This window comes from Bradyrhizobium ferriligni (genome assembly GCF_056837965.1).
Genome location: NZ_JBXEJO010000075.1, coordinates 15,641 through 33,749 on the forward strand (window position 1 = coordinate 15,641; position 18,109 = coordinate 33,749).

An 18,109-nucleotide genomic window follows, 5' to 3' on the forward strand; every position below is an offset into this window, starting at 1 on the left:
TCGCGCAACAATCAGTGCAAGCCATGAAGTGCAAGCCGTGAAGTGAAAGCCATGCCCAAGAATCCGACACTCGCCTCCCTTGCCGCCGATCTCGCCAGCGGCGCGACCTCTGCCCGCAAGCTCGTCGAGCAGTGCATCGCCAAAATCGCTGATCCCTCGGGCGAGGGCCAGCGCACCTTTATCCATGTCGACCGCGACGCCGCGCTGGAGGCCGCCGACGCCATGGACCGGCTGCGCAAGGCCAATGCGGCGCCGTCGCCCTTTGCCGGCATCCCGGTCTCGATCAAGGATTTGTTCGACATCAAGGGGCAGGTGACCCGCGCCGGCTCCCGGGCGCTGGAGGATTCGGCGCCGGCGGAGGCCGATGCGCCGGTGGTAGCGCGGCTCAAGCGCGCCGGCTTCGTCGTGATCGGCCGCACCAACATGACCGAGTTCGCCTATTCCGGCATCGGCATCAATCCGCATTACGGCACGCCGAAGAGCGCCTGGAACCGGAGCGTCGGCCACGTGCCGGGCGGCTCGTCCTCGGGGGCGGCGGTCTCGATCGCCGACGGCATGGCGTTCGGCGCGCTCGGCACCGACACCGGCGGCTCCTGCCGGATTCCGGCGGCCTTCAACGGCATCGTCGGCTACAAGCCGACGCAACGCCGGATTCCGCTCGATGGCGGCGTGCCGTTGTCGTTCACGCTCGATAGCTACGGCCCGCTGGCCAATTCGGTGGCCTGCTGCGCCGCGCTCGACGCGGTGCTCGCCGACCAGCCGGTGACGTCGCTCACGCCGCGCCCGGTGAAGGGCATGCGGCTCGCGGTGCCGACCACGGTCGCGCTCGACGACCTCGATGATGCCGTCGCAAAGACCTTCGAGCGCGCGCTCGCTTCGTTGTCGCGCGCAGGCGCCTTGATCGAGCGGATCGAGGTGCCCGAATTGCTCGATGTCGGCGTCATGAACGCCAAGGGCGGCTTTGCCGCCGCCGAAAGCTATGCCTGGCACCGCTTCCTGCTGGCCAGCAAGGGCGACATCTACGATCCGCGCGTCGCCGTGCGCATCCAGCGCGGCGAAGGCTTTCCGGCGGCCGACTATATCGATCTGCTCAACGCGCGCCGCTCCTTCATCGCCCGCACCGAGAAGCGGATCGCGCCCTATGATGCGATGGTGCTGCCGACCACGGCGAACCTGCCGCCAACGATCGCTAGCCTCGCCGACGACAAGGCGTTCGCCACCGAGAATTTGCGCGCGCTACGCAACTGCACGCTGATCAATGTGCTCGACGGCTGCGCGATCTCGCTGCCCGCGCATCGCGAGGGCGAGGCGCCGGTCGGACTGATGCTCGCCGCCGCGGGCGGTTCGGATCGGCGCATTTTCGAGCTCGCTGCCGGAATGGAGACCGTGATCCGTGTTTGATCTCACCTTCAATGTCGACGACAAGGGCGTCGCCACCCCGCTCACACTGGAAATCAGGCAGGCCGTGATAGCCGGCTGGACCGGCCGCGATCCGGTGGCGCGCGACAAGCATATCGCCGAGCTCGAAGCGCTCGGCATCGCACGGCCCGCGACCACGCCGATCTACTACCGCTGCTCGGCGCGCCGGCTCACCTTCGCCGATGCCATCGAGGTCTGCGGCGAGGATTCGAGCGGCGAGGTCGAGTTCGTGCTGATCGGCTGGCAGGGCCGCATCTTCGTCGGCTGCGGCTCCGACCACACCGACCGCAAGGTCGAGAGCTACAGCGTCACGGTGTCGAAGCAGATGTGCGACAAACCGATGGCGTCGGAGCTGTGGGAACTCGAGGATGTGATTGATCACTGGGACCAGCTGGTCCTGCGCTCCTGGGCGGTGATCGGCGGCCAGCGCGTGCTCTACCAGGAAGGCACGCTGGATCACATGCTGCCGGTGAAGGACCTGATCGCGCGCGGCTTCGACCAGGGCGCGCTGCCCGACGGCTGCGCCATGTTCGGCGGCACCTTCGCCGCCAAGGGCGGCATCCGCCCCGCCAGCCGCTTCGAGTTCGAGCTGGAGGATCCGGTGCTGAAGCGGAAGATCAGCCACGGCTACGATGTGGTGACGCTGCCGGTGAGGGGGTGACCTTTCACCGCGCGCCGTTGCGTCAGGGCCGACCGAGATCTCTCCTCGCGTCGTCCCTGCGAAAGCAGGGACCCATACGCCGCGGCCTTCGTAAAGGGCACGCGGCCAGCCGGCTTTCGAACAACCAGCACCTGTGGTTATGGGTCCCTGCTTTCGCAGGGACGACAGCGGAATTGGGACGCTGTTCGCCGACATTTTCTGTCAGAAATCGGGTGGCGCGGGCCGCAATCAGTGGCCAGATTCCGTCCCATGACAGCAACAGCCAAAGCCATCACCCGTCCATCCACCGGCATTCCGGCCCGCGTCGACGCGCTCGATTGGGACCGGATCGCGACCGATCTCGACGAGCAGGGCTGCGCCGTCCTCAACGGTCTGCTGACGCCTGAGGAATGCGATGCCATCGCAGCGCTGTATCCCGACGACAGCCGGTTCCGCAGCCGGATCGTGATGGGCCGTCACGGCTTCGGCCGCGGCGAGTACAAATACTTCTCCTATCCGCTGCCGGACCTGATTGCGGAGCTGCGGCCCGCGCTCTATGCGCGGCTGACCGCGACAGCCAATCGCTGGAACGAGACGATGGGGATCGAGATCAGCTACCCGCCGTCGCATGCGGCGTTCCTGAAGCGCTGCCACGACGCCGGACAGACGCGGCCGACGCCGCTGCTGCTGCAATATGGCGAAGGCGACTACAACTGCCTGCACCAGGACCTCTATGGCGAGCACGTGTTTCCGATCCAGGTCGCGATCCTGCTGTCGCAGCCGGGGCGCGATTTCAGCGGCGGCGAGTTCGTGCTGACCGAGCAGCGGCCGCGGATGCAGTCGCGGCCCGAGATGGTGCCGCTGACCAAGGGCGATGCGGTGGCCTTTGCCGTGCATCATCGCCCGGTGCAGGGGACGCGCGGACCGTATCGTGTCAACCTGCGCCACGGCGTCAGCCGGATTCGCTCCGGCCACCGCCACACCGTTGGTGTGATCTTCCACGACGCGAAGTGAGTGCGAGAGAGGCGTGGCCGCTGACCTGTTCGAGACAATTGGCGATGCACGGCCGTCGCGCGAGACGATCGCGGATGGCGCGGTGCTACTGCGCGGCTTTGTCCGGCCGTTCGAGGCCGAGCTGATCCCGGCATTGCGCGTCATCGTCAAGCAGGCACCGTTCCGGCATCTGATCACGCCTGGCGGCCACCGCATGTCGGTGGCGATGACCAATTGCGGCAACCTCGGCTGGGTCTCCGATCCCAGCGGCTATCGCTATGATCCGATCGATCCCGACTCGGGACAGCCCTGGCCTGAAATGCCGGAGGTGTTGCGCAGGCTCGCCGCCGGCGCCGCTGAGGAGGCCGGCTTCAACGGCTTCGCGCCGCAGGCTTGCCTGATCAATCGCTACGTCCCCGGCGCAAAACTGTCGCTGCATCAGGACAAGGACGAGCTCGACTACCGCGCACCGATCGTGTCGATCTCGCTCGGGCTGCCGGCGATCTTCCTGTTCGGCGGCCTGAAGCGCAGCGATACGCCGCGCCGCTATCGACTCGAGCATGGCGACGTCGCGGTGTGGGGCGGCCGGTCACGGTTATTCTATCACGGCGTCGCACCGCTCGCCGACGGCGAGCACAGTGTGCTCGGCCGCCAGCGCATCAATTTGACCTTCCGCAAGGTGCGCTGACTCCCCTCCCGCAAATCGGGCCGGTGGTCTAGACTTGGCGCATGACCACCAAGGCCGACCGCGCCGTCAACCGCACCGGCGTCTATCTCGCCGTGCTGCAGCTCGTGTTCACGCTGGGCTGGACCACCTATCTGATCTATCTGCCGAAGCTGTGCGCCGATGTCGGCATCGCGCCGGCGACCGTGATTCTGATCCTGATGATGGATCAGGGCATCTTCGCCATCACCGACACGGCGATGGGCATGGCCGCCGACAGGATTTCGAGCCTGGTCGGTCGCCTTGGCTTGTTCGTCGGTATCCTTGCCGCGATCTCCTGCGCCGCCTTCATCGCGCTGCCTTACGTCGCCGGCACCGGACCGGGGGCGAAGGTCTGGCTGATCGTGTTGATCGTGATCTGGGCCGCGACGTCGTCGGCCTTGCGTGCGCCGCCGCTCACGCTGCTCGGCAAGTATCGCGCGCAACCCTCGGTCCCGTTCCTCGCGGCGCTGGCGATGCTGGGTTATGGCATCGCGGGCGCGGTCTCGCCCTATCTTGGCGTCGTGCTGCGCAACCAGGATGCGCGGCTGCCGTTCGTGCTGTCAGGCGTCGTGCTGCTGCTGACCGCACTGGCCTTCTCGGGGATCGAGCGTCGCATCGCGGCGGAGGCGCAGCCGGCGCAGCTGGCGCCCCCGGCCAAGCGGCTCGGGGCGGTGCCGATGTTCCTGATCGGATCGATGGTGCTGCTCTCGCTCGGCTATCAGCTGCACTTCAACATCAACAGCGCCCCGTTCTATTTGCGCTTTGCCAAGGCGGACGAGCTGCAATGGCTGATGCCGGTGTTCTGGATCGGCTTCAACATTGCGATGTTCCCGGCGAGCATTGTCGTCAAGCGTCGCGGCGGCCTGATCGTGATGGGCATGGCGGGGCTGCTTGGCGCATTCGCGATCGTGGCCGCGGAGATCGCCGGAAGCCTCAATGGCCTGATCGTGGCGCAGTTCATGGCAGGCGCGGCCTGGGGCTGCATGCTGATGAGCGCGGTGTCCGCGGCGCTTGCGATCGGGGAGACCGGCGCGGAAGGCAAGGTCACCGGCCTCGTCTTCTCAGCGCTGGCGCTCGCGACCTTTGCGCGGATGGCGGCCGTCGCCGGCGGCCTGCAGAAGATGCCGGACTATGCGCCGCTGGTGCACTGGGCGCCGGTCGCCTGCTGGTCGGTCGCCGGCGCCGGCCTGCTCGTGATCGCCGCGTCACAGCTGCAACGCGGCGCGAAAGCCGCCTAGCTGTTCCGCGCCGGGTGGATGAACGCCCAAGGGCTGACTTCCGAATCCGTCGGGACTTCTACCGAGATCACGTAAGGCCCGCCGTCGGCCAGCGCCTTCTCCAGCACGGGGCGGAAGTGATCGGGCGAGGTGACGCGCGCGGCGCCGACGCCGAAGGATTCTGCAAGCTTCACGAAATCCGGATTCACCAGGTCGGAGGCGACGACGCGGCCGTCGAAGCGCTCGCGCTGGTCGCGGCGGACATTGCCATAGGCGTTGTTGTTGAAGACGAGCGTCACCACGCCGATCTTGAACTGCACGGCGGTGGCGAGCTCCTGCACGCCGAACATGAAGCCGCCGTCGCCTGATATCGCGACCACCGGCTTGTCCGGGTTGGCGACCTTGGCGCCGAGCGCGGTCGGGAAACCCGAGCCGAGCGTGCCCTGATAGCCCGAGGTGACGAAGGTTCGCGGCTCATAGATCGGAAAGCCGTACCAGGAGGCGAAACCGACCTGCGACAGCTCGTCGGTGACGATGGCGTTGGCTGGCAGCACCTCGCGCAGGATCTTCAGATAGGCCATCTGGGGCTGGATGCGCTGGATTTCCTGCTCGGTAGCCGCGGTCGCCTCGCGGATCGCGGCGCGACGGCCGGAAGTCTTGCGGTAGCCCACCTTGCGCACGGCGGCGACGAGATCGGCGGTGCCGGCCCTGGCGTCCGCGATCACGCCGGCATCGGCCGGCCAGCGCCGCAGCTCGACCGGATCGATGTCGATGCGCACGCATTTCAGTCCGGCCGGCTGGTAGGGCCAGCGCGACATCGTCGGCAGCTCGAGGCGCGTACCGATGCCGATCATCAGATCGGTCTTCGGCCAGAGCTTGTAGGCCGAAGCCATGGTGAGCCCGAGTTCATGCGCGTTGGAGACGATGCCGCGGCCGCTGCGGAATGCGACGACCGGCGCGTCGATCATCTCGGCCAGTTCGAGGATCTCCTCGCGCGCCTCGATGGCGCCGCTGCCGACGAAGATCATCGGCGCCTTGCTGCCGGCGATCAGGTCGGCGGCGGCCTTGATGCGGTCCGGATCGGGCTGCGGCGCCGGCAACGGATCGAACGGCTTGACGGCTGCGACCTGCGCGCGCTGGGTGAACACATCCCACGGCATCTCCAGCGAGGCCGGGCCGCGCCGGCCCGACAGCATCTCCTGGAACGCGCGCGACACCAGCGCGGGCGCGTTATCAGGGTATTCGATCCGGTCGGCCCATTTCACGAAGGTGCGCAGCGTCGCCAGCTGATCCGGCATCTCGTGCAGATGGCCGCGGCCCTTGCCCAGGAACTGCGTCGGCACCTGACCGGTCAGGCACAGCACCGGCTCGTTGCAGCCGAATGCGGTGAGCAGCGCCGCCGAGGCGTTGAGCACGCCGGGGCCGGGCACCACGCTGAACACGCCGGGCTTGCCGCTGGAGCGCGCGTAGCCGAACGCCATGTAGCCGCAGGCCTGCTCATGCCGGGCGCCGATCACCTTGAGCTGGGCCTGGTGGAAGGCATCGAACAGGCCATAGATCTGCGCGCCGGGCAGGCCGAACACAGTGTCGACGCCGTGGGCGACGAGGCCGTTGACGATCGCTTCGCCGCCGGATGTTGAGGTCATGGCACTGTCCACTTTGCTTGCGAGGTTAGGTGGCTTCGTCGACGACGCTGTTGCGCAGAATGCCGACGCCTTCGGCCTCGACCTCGACGACATCGCCGGGCTTCAGATAGCGCGGCGGATCGAACCGCGCACCTGCGCCGGTCGGGGTGCCCGTGACAATGATGTCGCCGGGAACCAGCGTCGTGAAGGTCGAGATGTAGTTGATGAGGTAGCGAAAGCCGAAGATCAAGCGCGAGGTGCGGTCGTCCTGGCGGGTCTCGCCGTTGACTCGCGTGGTCAGACGAATATCGGCGATCTGCGCTTCACCGGTGTAGGGCACGATCCACGGGCCGAGGCTGCCGGTGGAATCGAAGTTCTTGCCCTGGGTGACGTTGAACTTTGCGTGGCGCACCCAGTCGCGGATAGTGCCTTCATTGCAGAGCGTGATCGCGGCGATGTGATCGAGCGCGGCGCTCTCCGCAATGTGCCGGCCGGCCTTGCCGATCACCAGCACCAGTTCGCCCTCATAGTCGAGCTGCGGCGAGATGCGCGGCCGCACCACCGGCGTGTTGTGGCCGACGAAGGAGCGCGGCACCCGCAGGAACATGCTGGGGTATTTCGGCGCGTCCGAGCCGTCCTTGTATTCGGCATTGCGGTCCGGGTAGTTGACGCCGATGCAGATGATCTTTTCCGGCGCCGGGATCGGCGGCTGCCACGCGACTGCGTCGAGCGCATGGTCGGGCGCGCGCCTCGCGGCATCCTCCACGAGCCTAGTCAGCGCGCCGGCGGCGATCGCCTCGCGCAAGGTCGGATAGTCGTTGGCGAAGCGCGACGAGAGGTCGACGATGCCGGTGTCGGTGACGGCGCCATAGCTGGTGGCGCCGTTGACGGAATAGGTGGCGAGGCGAGGGGCTGACATCGGCGATCCATTCATTGCTGTCGTCCCGGCCTAGTGCGCAGTTGCGCACGGGGGGCGGGACCCATACGCCGCGGCCATCGGAATGGGTACGCGGCCAGACATTCTTTCGGCAACCTATTCGGTGGTTATGGGTCCCGGCTTTCGCCGGGACGACGAGGGGATGGAGTCTTGTGCACTAGTCCGCAACCAGCACGTCGGCGACGAAGCGCGGCTCGCGCACCGCCTGGCCGGCGAAGGTCGAGCCTTCCTCGAACCAGGAGCGCGGCGCCGGCGCGCCCCACAGCGTCTGGCGGCGCGGATCGCGCAGCGACCAGCGCAGCGGCTCATGGTCGTGATCGCCGGTGAAATAGTCGCTGGTGTAAAGCTCGATGCGGTGGCCGTCGGGGTCGCGGATGTAGAGGAAGAAGGCGTTGGAGATGCCGTGCCGGCCAGGGCCGCGCTCGATGTTCTTGAGATAGCCGGAGGAAGCCATCACGTCGCACAGATGCACGATGTTCATCGCGGTCGGCACCCAATAGGCGATGTGGTGCAGGCGCGGGCCACGGCCGTTGGTGATTGCGAAGTCGTGGACGTTGCCCTTGCGGTGCATCCAGGCCGCCGCGATGCGGCCGTTGTCGCCGTCCTCCTCGGCATATTCGGTGAGGCGGAAGCCGAGCCGGGCGTAGAAATCGACGGTGTCCTGCACCTCGGCGGCGAACACGTTGAAATGGTCGAGCCGCTGCGGATGGCAGCCCTTGTAGAGATCGTAGCGCCGCAGCAGATGCGGGCGCTTGTCCATCGTGGCGTAAAGCTCGATCTGGAAGCCGAACGGATCGGTGAATTGCAGCGTGCGGCCCTGGAACGGCTGGTCGACGAAAGCGTAGGTGATGCCGTTTTCGGAGAAGAAGGCCGCCGCCTTGTCGAGATCGCCGTCGTTGCCGACCTTGAAGCCAAGCCGGTTGCAGGCCGCCTTCGCTGCCTTGCGCAGCACCACCGAGTGATGCTGGTGCTCCTCGCTGGCGCGCAGATACACCGACTTGTCGTCGCGGTCCTCGATGTGGAGGCCGACCGTCTTCTCGTAGAAGGCGGCGCTCTTGTCGAGATCCGTGACGTCGAGCACGGCATGGCTGCAGCGGATGATATTGAACGGCGGATCGAAAACATGCGTCGGAACGGGCATCGGTGTTTCCCCTCAATTTTATCGTCATTCCGGGGCTCGCGAAGCGAGAACCCGGAATCTCGAAGTTCCGGGTTCGACGCTGCGCATCGCCCCGGAACGACGGCTGGCTAAATTCCCAGTTTCTGAATCTTGTGCGTCCCACGCGCGAGCGAGACGTGCTTGGTTTCCATGTAGAAATCGAACGAGTAGTCGCCGCCGTCGCGGCCGATGCCTGACGACTTCATGCCGCCGAACGGGGTCGGTAGATGGCGGACGTTTTCGGAGTTGAGCCAGATCATGCCGGCTTCCAGCGCATCTGCCACGCGCAGCGCGCGGCCCATGTCGCCGGTCCAGACATAGCCGGTCAGGCCGTATTGCACGCCATTGGCGATCTCGATCGCCTCTCGCTCGTCCTTGAACGGGATCACGGTCAGGAATGGGCCGAACACCTCTTCCTGCGCGACGCGCATTTTTGCGTTCGCGCCGGTGACCAGCGTCGGCTGCACATAGTGGCCGCCGCCGGGGCCGTCATGCGGCTTGCCACCGACTGCGATCGTCGCGCCGTCGTTCTTGGCGACGTCGAAATAGCTGCAGACCTTGGCGAGATGCCGCTCATGGATCAACGGTCCGATCTCGGTCGCGGGATCGAGGGGGTGACCCACCTTCAGCGCCTTTACGCGCGCGGTCAGTTTCTCGATGAACTTGCCGGCGACGTTCTCCTGAACCAGCAGCCGGCTCGACGACGTGCAGCGCTCGCCATTGAGCGAGTAGATCATGAACACGACGGCATCGAGCGCGCGGTCGAGATCGGCATCGTCGAACACGATCACCGGGTTCTTGCCGCCGAGCTCGAAATGTACGCGCTTCAGGGTCGGCGCACCCTGCGCCATGATCGCCGAGCCCGTCGCGCTTTCGCCGACGAAGCCGATCGCCTTGATGGCGGGGTGTTCGGTCAGCGCCTTGCCGGCCTCCTCGCCGAAACCATGCACGGTGTTGAGCACGCCGTCGGGGATGCCGGCCTGCTTTGCGAGTTTGACCAGCAGATCGGCGGTCACCGGCGACCATTCCGCCGGCTTGTGCACCACCGTGCAGCCGGCGGCGAGCGCCGGCGCGATCTTCCAGGTCGAGAGCATGAACGGCGTGTTCCACGGCGTGATCACGCCGACCGGGCCGATCGGCACGCGGGTCGAGATGTTCCAGTGCTCTTCCGAGGGCGTGTTGAGGCCGTCGCGGGCCTCGCCGCATTTGTCAGCGAAGAAGCGGAAATTCTCCGCGGCGCGGATCGCGGCCTTGGCCATGAAGCGGTGCGCCTGGCCGGTGTCGATGCATTCGAGCACGGCGATGTCGTCAGCCCGCGCCTCGATCGCATCGGCGACGCGATGCAGCAGCTTGCGGCGCTGCGCCGCCGGCATGTCGCGCCAGGCCTTGAAGGCCTTGGACGCAGCGGTCGCGGCACGGTCGATATCCTCGGCATTGCCGCGCGCGACCGTCGCCAGCACCGTGCCGTCGATCGGCGATTTCGTCTCGAAAGTCTGCCCGGAGGCCGCAGGCACGATCTTGCCGTCGATCACATGGCCGATGCCTTCGGCTTTCAAGCTTGCAAGCAGCGGGCCGGCGCGATCGCGGTTGGCCTGGAATACGTCGGCTGACGATTTCGGGGCGGCTTTATCCATTGACCGTCTCCACCTTCAGTGCATCGTGGATGTTATTGCGCTTCCAGCTGGTGTCCTTGTCGTTGATCTGCATGTCGAACGACAACGCGAATTTGCTGTTGGCGAAGACCGGATCGAGATGGGCCGACAGCGCCTTGAAGATGTGCTCGCCGGCCTTCTTGCGGGTGGCGAGATCGCGGCCTTCGCCGAGCCGCAGCACCATGTCGAGGAAGCCGTAATTCTTGCGGCCGTCGGCGATCGCATAATGCTCGCATCTGACGGCGCGGACGCGGATGCCGCCGAGCGGGAAGATGCCGGTCTCGACCGCGGCCTTACGGACCAGTTCGACCGTCGCGCCCATGTCGACGAGATCGTCGAGATTGGCGGAGTATTCAAGCGTGAAATGCGGCATGCAGCGCTCCTGCTGAAGGCGTCAGGCGAAGTAGCAGCTTACGGAACCGTACGGTCCGTAGTCGGCCTGGATGGTGTCGCCCTTGCGGGTCTCGATCGGACGGATGAAGGAGCCCGCCAGCACGACCTGGCCGGCCTCGAGCGCCAGTCCGTTCGGCGCGATCTTGTTGGCGAGCCACGCCACCGCGGTCGCCGGATGATTCAACACGCCGGCGGCCAGACCGGTTTCCTCGAGCTGGCCATTTCGGAAGCACAGCGCGCCGATCCAGCGCAGGTCGGCTTCCAGCGGGCGGATCGGCCGGCCGCCGAGCACGATACCGGCATTGGCGGCGTTGTCGGCGATGGTGTCGAAGATCTTCCGCGTCGCCTTGGTCTCGGGATCGACGCGCTCGACCCTGGTATCCAGGATCTCCAGCGCCGGTACCACGAAATCGGTGGCGTTCAGCACATCGAACAGCGTGCAGTTCGGCCCGGCCAGACGATGCTTCATCACGAAGGCAAGCTCGGCCTCGACACGGGTGGCGATGAAGCGGTCGCTTGGCACCAGGCCGCCATCGGCGAAGAACATTTCGTCGAGCAGGATTCCGGAATCGGGCTCGTCGATATTGAGCGCGCTCTGCATCGCCTTCGAGGTCAGGCCGATCTTGTGGCCCTTGACGACGCGGCCCTGCGCCACCTTCATCTCGACCCAGGCCTTCTGAATCGCGTAGGCGTCTTCGAGGGTGATGCGGGGGTATTCCAGCGAGAGCTGGCGGATTTGCTTGCGGGTCTTTTCCGCGCCGTCGAGCCGTTCGGCGGCAGCGCGGATATCGTCCTTGGAGAGGGCCATGCGTGCTACACAAAAGTGGATGTCGGGAGATGATTAACATGTTAAGTGAATTCCCGCAAACTGAATCGAGACATGTTGCAACGCAAAATTTCGTCGCGCAGGATTAGATAATGGCGCGCAAAAATTCGAACGACATTCGGCCGGGGCAGGGCGACGACGCGGCGGCGCGACGGACCCCGATGCGCGAGTTCTCGCGCTCGCTGCCGATGTCGCTGCTCCGCGCGCGTGAGGCGGTGATGCGGCAATTCCGTCCGTCGCTGCGCAATCACGGGCTGACCGAGCAGCAGTGGCGGATCCTGCGCGCGCTCACCGCGGTCGACGAGATCGAGGTCACCGAGCTCGCCCGCATGGCGTTTCTGCTCGGCCCGAGCCTGTCGCGAATCCTTCGCGATCTCGAGGGCCGCGCGTTGATCGAGCGCAAGGCGGCTGAGAACGACGCGCGGCGCGCGGTGGTCTCGATCTCCGCCAAGGGGTTGAAGCTGATCGAGGCGGTGGCGCCGACGTCGGAGACGATCTATGCCGAGATCACCCGGCGCTTCGGGGCGCGCAAGCTTGCCGAATTGCAGGAGATGCTGGGCGCGCTCGAAGCGAGCCTGGCCGGAATGGGCTCGGCCGATGACGCCGAGGTCGAGGCTGACGAGTAGCTGCGATCATGCGCGGCATTCGCGCTCAGGTCATGTAGGGCACGCGCGAAATCACGTTGATGGCGCGGAATTCGGCAATCCAGCCCGCGACCTTCGAGTGGGACCATTCGATATGGCGGCGTAAGATGGCTGCCGCGGCGTCGCCGTCCCGCGTGCGCAAAGCCTCGATGATCACCAGATGCTCGTCCATGAAGGAATCGATCTGCGGCGCGGTCAGGGCGACCTGGATGTGCTTGCCGATCACGAACGCGCAGTGGGTGCGCTTGAGGGCTTCGATCATCTCGCGATTGGCGCCGTAACCCAGGCAGCGGATATGGAGGTCGCCTTCGATCTCATCGAGTTCGCCGACGCCGACGCGGTCGCGATGCTGGATTCCCTCGCGCAGCCGCTCCGCCATCCGGTCGAGCAGGGCGGCAGGAATCGTCGCCGTCGCGGATTTGAGGAGCAGCGGCTCGAGTGTTGCGCGCACCTCGAAGATGTCGCGGAGGCGGTCCTCGTCCAACGGCACCACGTACCAGTGCGCCTTGGCGCCTTTCTCGAGGATGCCGATCGCCTGCGCACGTAACAGCAGGTTGCGCGCCACCGTGCGCCCCACCCGGAAATGCCGCGCCAATGCGAGCTCGCTGACGCGGAAGCGTCCGAACAGCGACCGGTAAATGATCTCACGTTCGAGCTTGTAGTAGAGAGTATCCCAGGCGTCGCTGCGCACGGCGTCGACGGGGCCGTCGGTCAGCCCAAACATTTCCGGTGTGATCGGGACGCGCCGAGGGTCGACCTTGCGCTTGCCGGCGATGACGCCGCGACCGTCGAACCGGCGCACCAGGCCGATATGCTCGAGCTGTTCGAAAGCCTGCCGCACCGGAGAGCGGCTGGAGCCGAACAAGGTCGCGATCGCGGATTCGGAAAGAACCGTGCCAGGTGGCACGTCACCGGCGCGGATGTGCTTTGCCAATGCGCTCTTGATCAGCGCGTAGGCCGGCTGCTTCCGTCTGGTCTGCGATTTCGCTCTTGGAATCGACATCGATGACTGCCCGCCGGTCACACTAACACGTGATCGCGCCACGGTCGTTGGTAGCAGGCATTTACGCACCGCTGCCAGCGAACTTTTGGCTATTGCGTGCAATGTGCAATCATGGTTAGCTACGCCAAACGCCAGATCGATGGTCGCCGTTGCACGTCTTGTGCGCTGCAGCGGTGCCGATGTTTGTTCGCCGCGCCGTTCGATGGCTGCGGATAGGGCAGCAGATCGACGCGTCAGCTCGTTTCAGCGCAGCCGACATGCAAGTTCGGCGCACCACAGGGAGGATTGAATGAAACTGACGAGGCGTGAGTTTTCCGCCGGCTTGGCGGCAGGTCTCGCTGCACCCGCGCTGATGCGCAGCGCTTGGGCGCAGGGTGCGACGATCAAGATCGGCATGTGCGTGCCGGTGACCGGACCGGCGGCGGAGCAGGGGCTGTGGGCCCAGAACGGCGCCAAGCTGGCGCTGGCTGCGGTCAACAAGGCCGGCGGTGTGCTCGGCAAGCAGGTCGAGCTGGTCATCGAGGACGACCAGACCACCAATCCGGGCATCGTGCTGGCATTCTCCAAGCTCGCCGCGCAATCCGACATCGTCGCCTTCCTCGGCTCGATCCGCTCGACCCAGGTGCAGGCGATGGCGCCCGACGTGATCAAGGTCGGCAAGCCCGTGATGATCGGCGGCACCAATCCCGATCTCACCCATTCCGGCAATCCCTGGCTGTTCCGCTTCCGTCCGAACGACAATTATTCCGGCCGCGTGATCGCCGACTTCGGCGTCAACACGCTCGGCAAGAAGAAATGGGCGATCGTGCATTCCACCGACGCCTTTGGCACTGCGGGGGGCAAGGCGCTCACCGAAGCGCTGACCAAGCTCGGCGCGCCGCCGGTGCTCGACCAGGGCTATGCCAACCAGAGCCAGGACTTCACGCCGGTCGTGCTGGCCGTGAAGCAGTCCGGCGCCGACGTGCTCGGCACCTACTTCACCTTTGAGAACGATCTCGGCATCTTTGCCCGGCAGCTGCGTCAGCTCGGCGTCAATATTCCCTGGGTCGGCTCGCCCTCGGTGGTGGCGGTCTCCTCGACCAAGCTCGCCGGTCCCGCGCTGTTCAACACCTACGGCGTCGCCGACTTCGCCGAGGATTCGAGCGATGCCGCGAAGGCGTTCGGCAAGGCCTATCGCGATGCCTACAAGACCGCGCCCGACAACCAGAGCGCCTGGCCCTATGATGCGATCACCATCCTGTCGGCGGCGATCAACAAGGCGGGCTCGACCGATCCGAACAAGATCCGCGACGCCATCCTTGCGACGCAGAAATTCGCCGGCGCCGAGGGTGAATACAATTTCGACAAGAACGGCGACGGTCTGCACGGCTACAACGTCGTGAAGAACGACAAGGGCAAGATCGTCTACGACAAGCATATCGACTTCAACGATTGATAGCGGTTCGGCCTCTCCGGGCCATCTCGGAGAGGCCGTTCGTCCGCGATACAAATCTCAGATCGAGCGCTCGTCATGGATCTCGTCCTTCAACTGCTCTTTACCGGCATCGGCATCGGCGCGGTCTACGCGCTGGTCGCGCTCGGCTTCGTGCTGATCTTCCGCGCCACCAACGTGGTGAACTTCGCGCAAGGCGAGTTCTCGATGGTCGCCGCCTATCTGATGGTGGTGTTCTCGGTCGATCTCGGCTGGCCCTACTGGCTGTCGTTCCTGATCGCGCTCGCCGGCATGGCGTTGTTCGGCGTCATCTTCAATCTCGGCGTCTATTATCCGCTGCGCAATCGCACCTATCTGCCCGTGATCATCGCCACTATTGGCGCCTCGATCCTGCTGTCGAACTCGGTGCTCGCGATCTATGGCCCGCAGCCGCAGGTGCTGCAGGGCTGGTTCGATACGCCCGGCATTCAGCTCGGCCCGGTCTATCTCGACAGCCAGTATCTTCTGATCATCGCCGTCACGATCCTCTTGGTGCTGTTCAATTTCTGGTTCTTCGAGAAGACGCTGCTCGGCAAGAAGCTGCAGGCGACCTCGCAGGACAAGGAGATGGCCTCGCTGCTCGGCATTTCCGTTTCCACCATGATCATGATCACCTTCATCTATTCGGCGGTGCTCGGCGGTCTCGCCGGCATCCTGGTGGCGCCGGTGCTGTTCGTCTCGATCCAGATGGGTTCGACGATTGCGCTGAAGGCGTTCGCAGCGACCATCATCGGCGGCTTCGGTGATGTCGCAGGCGCTATCGTCGGCGGTCTGGCGCTCGGCGTCATCGAGACGTTCGGCGCCGCCTATATTTCAGTGCCGTACAAGGACGGCTTTGCCTTCCTGGTGCTGATCGCTTTCCTGGTGTTCCGGCCGCAGGGCATCTTCGGCGAACGTGTCGCGGAGAAAGCATGAGCGCCACCGACAACATGATCCCCGCGCCGGCCGTGCGCTCGAAGCCGCTGATCATCCGTCATCTGCCGTATTTCATCGGCGCCGCGGTGCTGGTGGCGCTCGCCGCCGGCATGCGGTTCGACGGTTACATCCTCAACATCCTGCTCCAGGCCACGACGTTTTCGATCGCGGTGTTCGGGCTGTCGGTCGTGCTCGGTCTGTGCGGCCAGATCAACCTGGCGCAGGCCGCGTTCTTCGGCTTCGGCGCCTATGCGGTCGGCCTCGGCACCGCCGACCTGCATCTGAACTTCTGGCTCTGCCTAGTTGGCGCCTGCGCGATCACATTGATTGCCGGCGCCTTCCTCGGCATGTCGACGCTGCGGCTGGGCGGACACTACCTTGCGATGGTGACGATCTCGTTCCAGCAGATCGTGACGCTGGTGATGATCAACGCCATCGGCGTGACCCACGGGCCGGACGGCGTCGCCAATATTCGCCGGCCCGAGCTGTTCCAGTCCTCGCAGAGCTATCTGGCCTTCTGCGTCGCGATGCTCGCGATCGTCGGTTACCTGGTCTGGCATCTCCCTGATACCAAGCTCGGCCGCGCCATGCGCGCGGTGCGCGACAACGAGCTTGCGGCCGGCGTCAACGGCATCGACGTGTTCCGCACCAAGATCTACGCCTTCGGGCTGTGCGCGTTGCTCGGCGGTCTGGCCGGTGGCCTGTTCGCCGGCGGCTTCGCCTACGTCAGCCCGGACCAGTTCTCGTTCGCGGAATCGATCGTGTTCCTGACCATGTCGCTGCTCGGCGGCGTGGCCTCGCCGATCGGCTCGGTGATCGGCACGGGCCTGTTGATCCTGATCCCGGAATGGCTGCGCTTCCTGAAGAGCGTGCCGGGACTTTATCTGGCGATCTACGGCCTGTTCGTGATCCTGATCATCCGCTTCATGCCCGACGGTATCTGGGGTTTTGTGTCGGACGCATTCACGCGCTGGCGTGCGCACACCAAGGCGCCGCCGGCCGCGGCAGCCCTGCAGCTCAAGCCGGCGACGTCAGGCGGCGACATTGCGCTCGAAGTGACCGGGCTCTCGAAGCATTTCGGCGGCCTCAAGGCGGTCGACGGCGTCGATATCGCGGTGAAGCGCGGCAGCGTGCATGCGCTGATCGGACCCAACGGCTCCGGCAAGACCACGACGCTGAACGTGCTGTCCGGGCTCTACAAGGCGACCGCGGGCAGGATCGTGCTCGACGGCACCGACATCACCAACATGGCGCCGCATCAGCGCACGGCGGCCGGCCTCGGACGCACCTTCCAGAACATCCGCCTGTTCCGTTCGATGACCGCGCTGGAGAATGTCGAGATCGGGGCCGAGCGCCCCGGCAACACCATGATCGGGAAAGGCGAGGACGCGCTGACCGAGCGCGCGATGGAGGCGCTGACCTTCGTCGGCCTCGGCAGCCGCGCCAACGAATTGATCTCGAGCTTCTCCTACGGCCACCAGCGCCTGATCGAGATCGCGCGGGCGCTGGCGTCGAACCCGACGCTGCTGCTGCTCGACGAGCCGGCGGCCGGTCTCAACTCGACCGAGAAGCTCGAACTGCATGAGCTGCTGAAGCGCATCGCGGCGCAAGGCCTTACCATCCTGATCATCGATCACGACATGACGCTGGTGTCGGAAGCCGCCCAGCACATCACCGTGCTGAACTTCGGACGCCGCATCGCGGACGGCGAGTCCATGGCGGTGCTGCGCCATCCCGACGTCGTCTCCGCCTATCTTGGGAGCGAATGATGCCGCTGCTCGAAATCCGCAATCTCGTGGTCCGCTACGGCGAGATCGAGGCGCTGCGCGGCGTCACCATCGCCGTGGAGCAGGGGCAGGTGGTCACGCTGCTCGGCGCCAACGGCGCCGGCAAGTCGACCACGTTGCGCGCGATCTCAGGCCTCGCCAAGCCCGCCTCCGGCGATATTATGTTCGACGGCCACTCGATCGCCGGCCTCGGGCCGGAAGCGATCGTCAGGCTCGGCATCTCGCATGTGCCGGAAGGCCGCCGCGTGTTTCCGGGCCTCACCGTGAAAGAGAACATCATGCTCGGCGCGTCGAACCGGAAGGTGTCGGCGTCGCAGATCTCGCGCGAGGCCGACGCGATGTTCGACCTGTTCCCGGACATCCGCGCCTTCTCCAACGCGCTCGGCTGGACGCTTTCCGGCGGCCAGCTGCAGATGGTCGCGGTGGCGCGCGGCCTGATGGCCAAGCCGCGGCTGCTTCTGCTCGACGAACCGTCGCTCGGGCTGGCGCCCGTCATCGTGCAGTCGGTGTTCCGCATTATTTCGCAGATCAGGAAGGACACCACGGTCTTGCTCGTCGAGCAAAATGCGCGCATGGGACTCTCGGTCGCCGATCACGGCTTCGTCCTGGAAACAGGACGGATCGTGCTGGGCGGCAAGCCCGACGAATTGTGGGGCAATGAAGCCATCGCCGCGGCCTATCTCGGCGGCCACGCCAAGACCCACGCCTGACAACGTCCCGTG

General features: G+C 65.7%; 17 protein-coding genes. 10 read left to right on the forward strand and 7 right to left on the reverse strand.

The window, feature by feature from the left end; all coding sequences use genetic code 11:
• Positions 1 to 51 precede the first annotated feature (51 nt).
• The 5 genes from AC1VNY_RS33955 (at position 52) to AC1VNY_RS33975 (ending at position 4,996) form a co-directional block, all read left to right on the forward strand.
• On the forward strand, positions 52 to 1,401 hold the full coding sequence (locus tag AC1VNY_RS33955) for an amidase (RefSeq protein WP_482408445.1): 1,350 nt from the start codon (positions 52 to 54) through the stop codon (positions 1,399 to 1,401).
• Positions 1,394 to 2,080 (forward strand): DUF2848 domain-containing protein, encoded by a 687-nt coding sequence (locus AC1VNY_RS33960; RefSeq protein WP_482408446.1) that lies wholly within the window; start codon positions 1,394 to 1,396, stop codon positions 2,078 to 2,080. The genes AC1VNY_RS33955 and AC1VNY_RS33960 overlap by 8 nt, the downstream gene beginning before the upstream one ends.
• Positions 2,081 to 2,329: 249 nt before the next feature.
• On the forward strand, positions 2,330 to 3,073 hold the full coding sequence (locus AC1VNY_RS33965; protein WP_482408447.1) for a 2OG-Fe(II) oxygenase: 744 nt from the start codon (positions 2,330 to 2,332) through the stop codon (positions 3,071 to 3,073).
• A 13-nt stretch (positions 3,074 to 3,086) separates the two neighbouring features.
• Entirely contained in the window at positions 3,087 to 3,740 is a 654-nt protein-coding gene (alkB, locus tag AC1VNY_RS33970; RefSeq protein ID WP_482408448.1) for a DNA oxidative demethylase AlkB, read from the forward strand.
• 41 nt (positions 3,741 to 3,781) lie between these two features.
• Complete coding sequence (locus AC1VNY_RS33975; protein ID WP_482408449.1) at positions 3,782 to 4,996, forward strand: MFS transporter; 1,215 nt, start codon at positions 3,782 to 3,784, stop codon at positions 4,994 to 4,996.
• Here AC1VNY_RS33975 and AC1VNY_RS33980 read toward each other — a convergent pair.
• The 6 genes from AC1VNY_RS33980 to hpaH form a co-directional block, all read right to left on the reverse strand.
• Complete coding sequence (locus AC1VNY_RS33980) at positions 4,993 to 6,621, reverse strand: thiamine pyrophosphate-dependent enzyme (RefSeq protein WP_482408450.1); 1,629 nt, start codon at positions 6,619 to 6,621, stop codon at positions 4,993 to 4,995. The two genes, AC1VNY_RS33975 and AC1VNY_RS33980, sit on opposite strands and share 4 nt — an antisense overlap.
• 25 nt (positions 6,622 to 6,646) lie before the next feature.
• Positions 6,647 to 7,519: a fumarylacetoacetate hydrolase family protein gene (locus tag AC1VNY_RS33985; protein ID WP_482408451.1), complete on the reverse strand. Its 873-nt coding sequence runs from the start codon at positions 7,517 to 7,519 to the stop codon at positions 6,647 to 6,649.
• A gap of 175 nt (positions 7,520 to 7,694) precedes the next feature.
• Positions 7,695 to 8,678: a 3,4-dihydroxyphenylacetate 2,3-dioxygenase gene (hpaD, locus tag AC1VNY_RS33990; protein ID WP_482408452.1), complete on the reverse strand. Its 984-nt coding sequence runs from the start codon at positions 8,676 to 8,678 to the stop codon at positions 7,695 to 7,697.
• Between the two features lie 107 nt (positions 8,679 to 8,785).
• Positions 8,786 to 10,330, reverse strand: a complete 1,545-nt coding sequence (gene hpaE, locus AC1VNY_RS33995) for a 5-carboxymethyl-2-hydroxymuconate semialdehyde dehydrogenase (protein ID WP_482408453.1) — start codon at positions 10,328 to 10,330, stop codon at positions 8,786 to 8,788.
• A complete protein-coding gene (locus AC1VNY_RS34000; RefSeq protein WP_157348156.1) occupies positions 10,323 to 10,721 on the reverse strand; it encodes a 5-carboxymethyl-2-hydroxymuconate Delta-isomerase in 399 nt (132 codons plus the stop codon). Before AC1VNY_RS34000 ends, hpaE begins: the two co-directional genes overlap by 8 nt.
• Before the next feature lie 21 nt (positions 10,722 to 10,742).
• Positions 10,743 to 11,549, reverse strand: coding sequence for a 2-oxo-hept-4-ene-1,7-dioate hydratase (gene hpaH / locus AC1VNY_RS34005; protein ID WP_482408454.1), 807 nt, complete (start codon positions 11,547 to 11,549; stop codon positions 10,743 to 10,745).
• A 110-nt stretch (positions 11,550 to 11,659) separates the two neighbouring features.
• Between hpaH and hpaR the strand changes: the two genes are divergently transcribed.
• Positions 11,660 to 12,193 (forward strand): homoprotocatechuate degradation operon regulator HpaR, encoded by a 534-nt coding sequence (gene hpaR / locus AC1VNY_RS34010; RefSeq protein WP_092083320.1) that lies wholly within the window; start codon positions 11,660 to 11,662, stop codon positions 12,191 to 12,193.
• Positions 12,194 to 12,218: 25 nt separating this feature from the next.
• On the opposite strand, the gene AC1VNY_RS34015 is transcribed toward hpaR, so the two are convergent.
• On the reverse strand, positions 12,219 to 13,214 hold the full coding sequence (locus tag AC1VNY_RS34015; protein WP_482408455.1) for a GntR family transcriptional regulator: 996 nt from the start codon (positions 13,212 to 13,214) through the stop codon (positions 12,219 to 12,221).
• Between the two features lie 289 nt (positions 13,215 to 13,503).
• Here AC1VNY_RS34015 and AC1VNY_RS34020 point away from each other — a divergent pair, with 289 nt between their 5' ends.
• The 4 genes from AC1VNY_RS34020 to AC1VNY_RS34035 all read left to right on the forward strand — a co-directional run bounded on the left by AC1VNY_RS34020 (position 13,504) and on the right by AC1VNY_RS34035 (position 18,097).
• The gene (locus AC1VNY_RS34020) at positions 13,504 to 14,649 is read left to right on the forward strand and encodes an ABC transporter substrate-binding protein (protein ID WP_038373756.1); all 1,146 of its coding nucleotides are present in this window, start codon (positions 13,504 to 13,506) and stop codon (positions 14,647 to 14,649) included.
• 75 nt (positions 14,650 to 14,724) lie between these two features.
• Entirely contained in the window at positions 14,725 to 15,600 is an 876-nt protein-coding gene (locus AC1VNY_RS34025; protein ID WP_028338713.1) for a branched-chain amino acid ABC transporter permease, read from the forward strand.
• Complete coding sequence (locus tag AC1VNY_RS34030; RefSeq protein WP_482408456.1) at positions 15,597 to 17,369, forward strand: branched-chain amino acid ABC transporter ATP-binding protein/permease; 1,773 nt, start codon at positions 15,597 to 15,599, stop codon at positions 17,367 to 17,369. The genes AC1VNY_RS34025 and AC1VNY_RS34030 overlap by 4 nt, the downstream gene beginning before the upstream one ends.
• Entirely contained in the window at positions 17,369 to 18,097 is a 729-nt protein-coding gene (locus AC1VNY_RS34035; protein WP_028338711.1) for an ABC transporter ATP-binding protein, read from the forward strand. The genes AC1VNY_RS34030 and AC1VNY_RS34035 overlap by 1 nt, the downstream gene beginning before the upstream one ends.
• Positions 18,098 to 18,109: the final 12 nt, after the last annotated feature.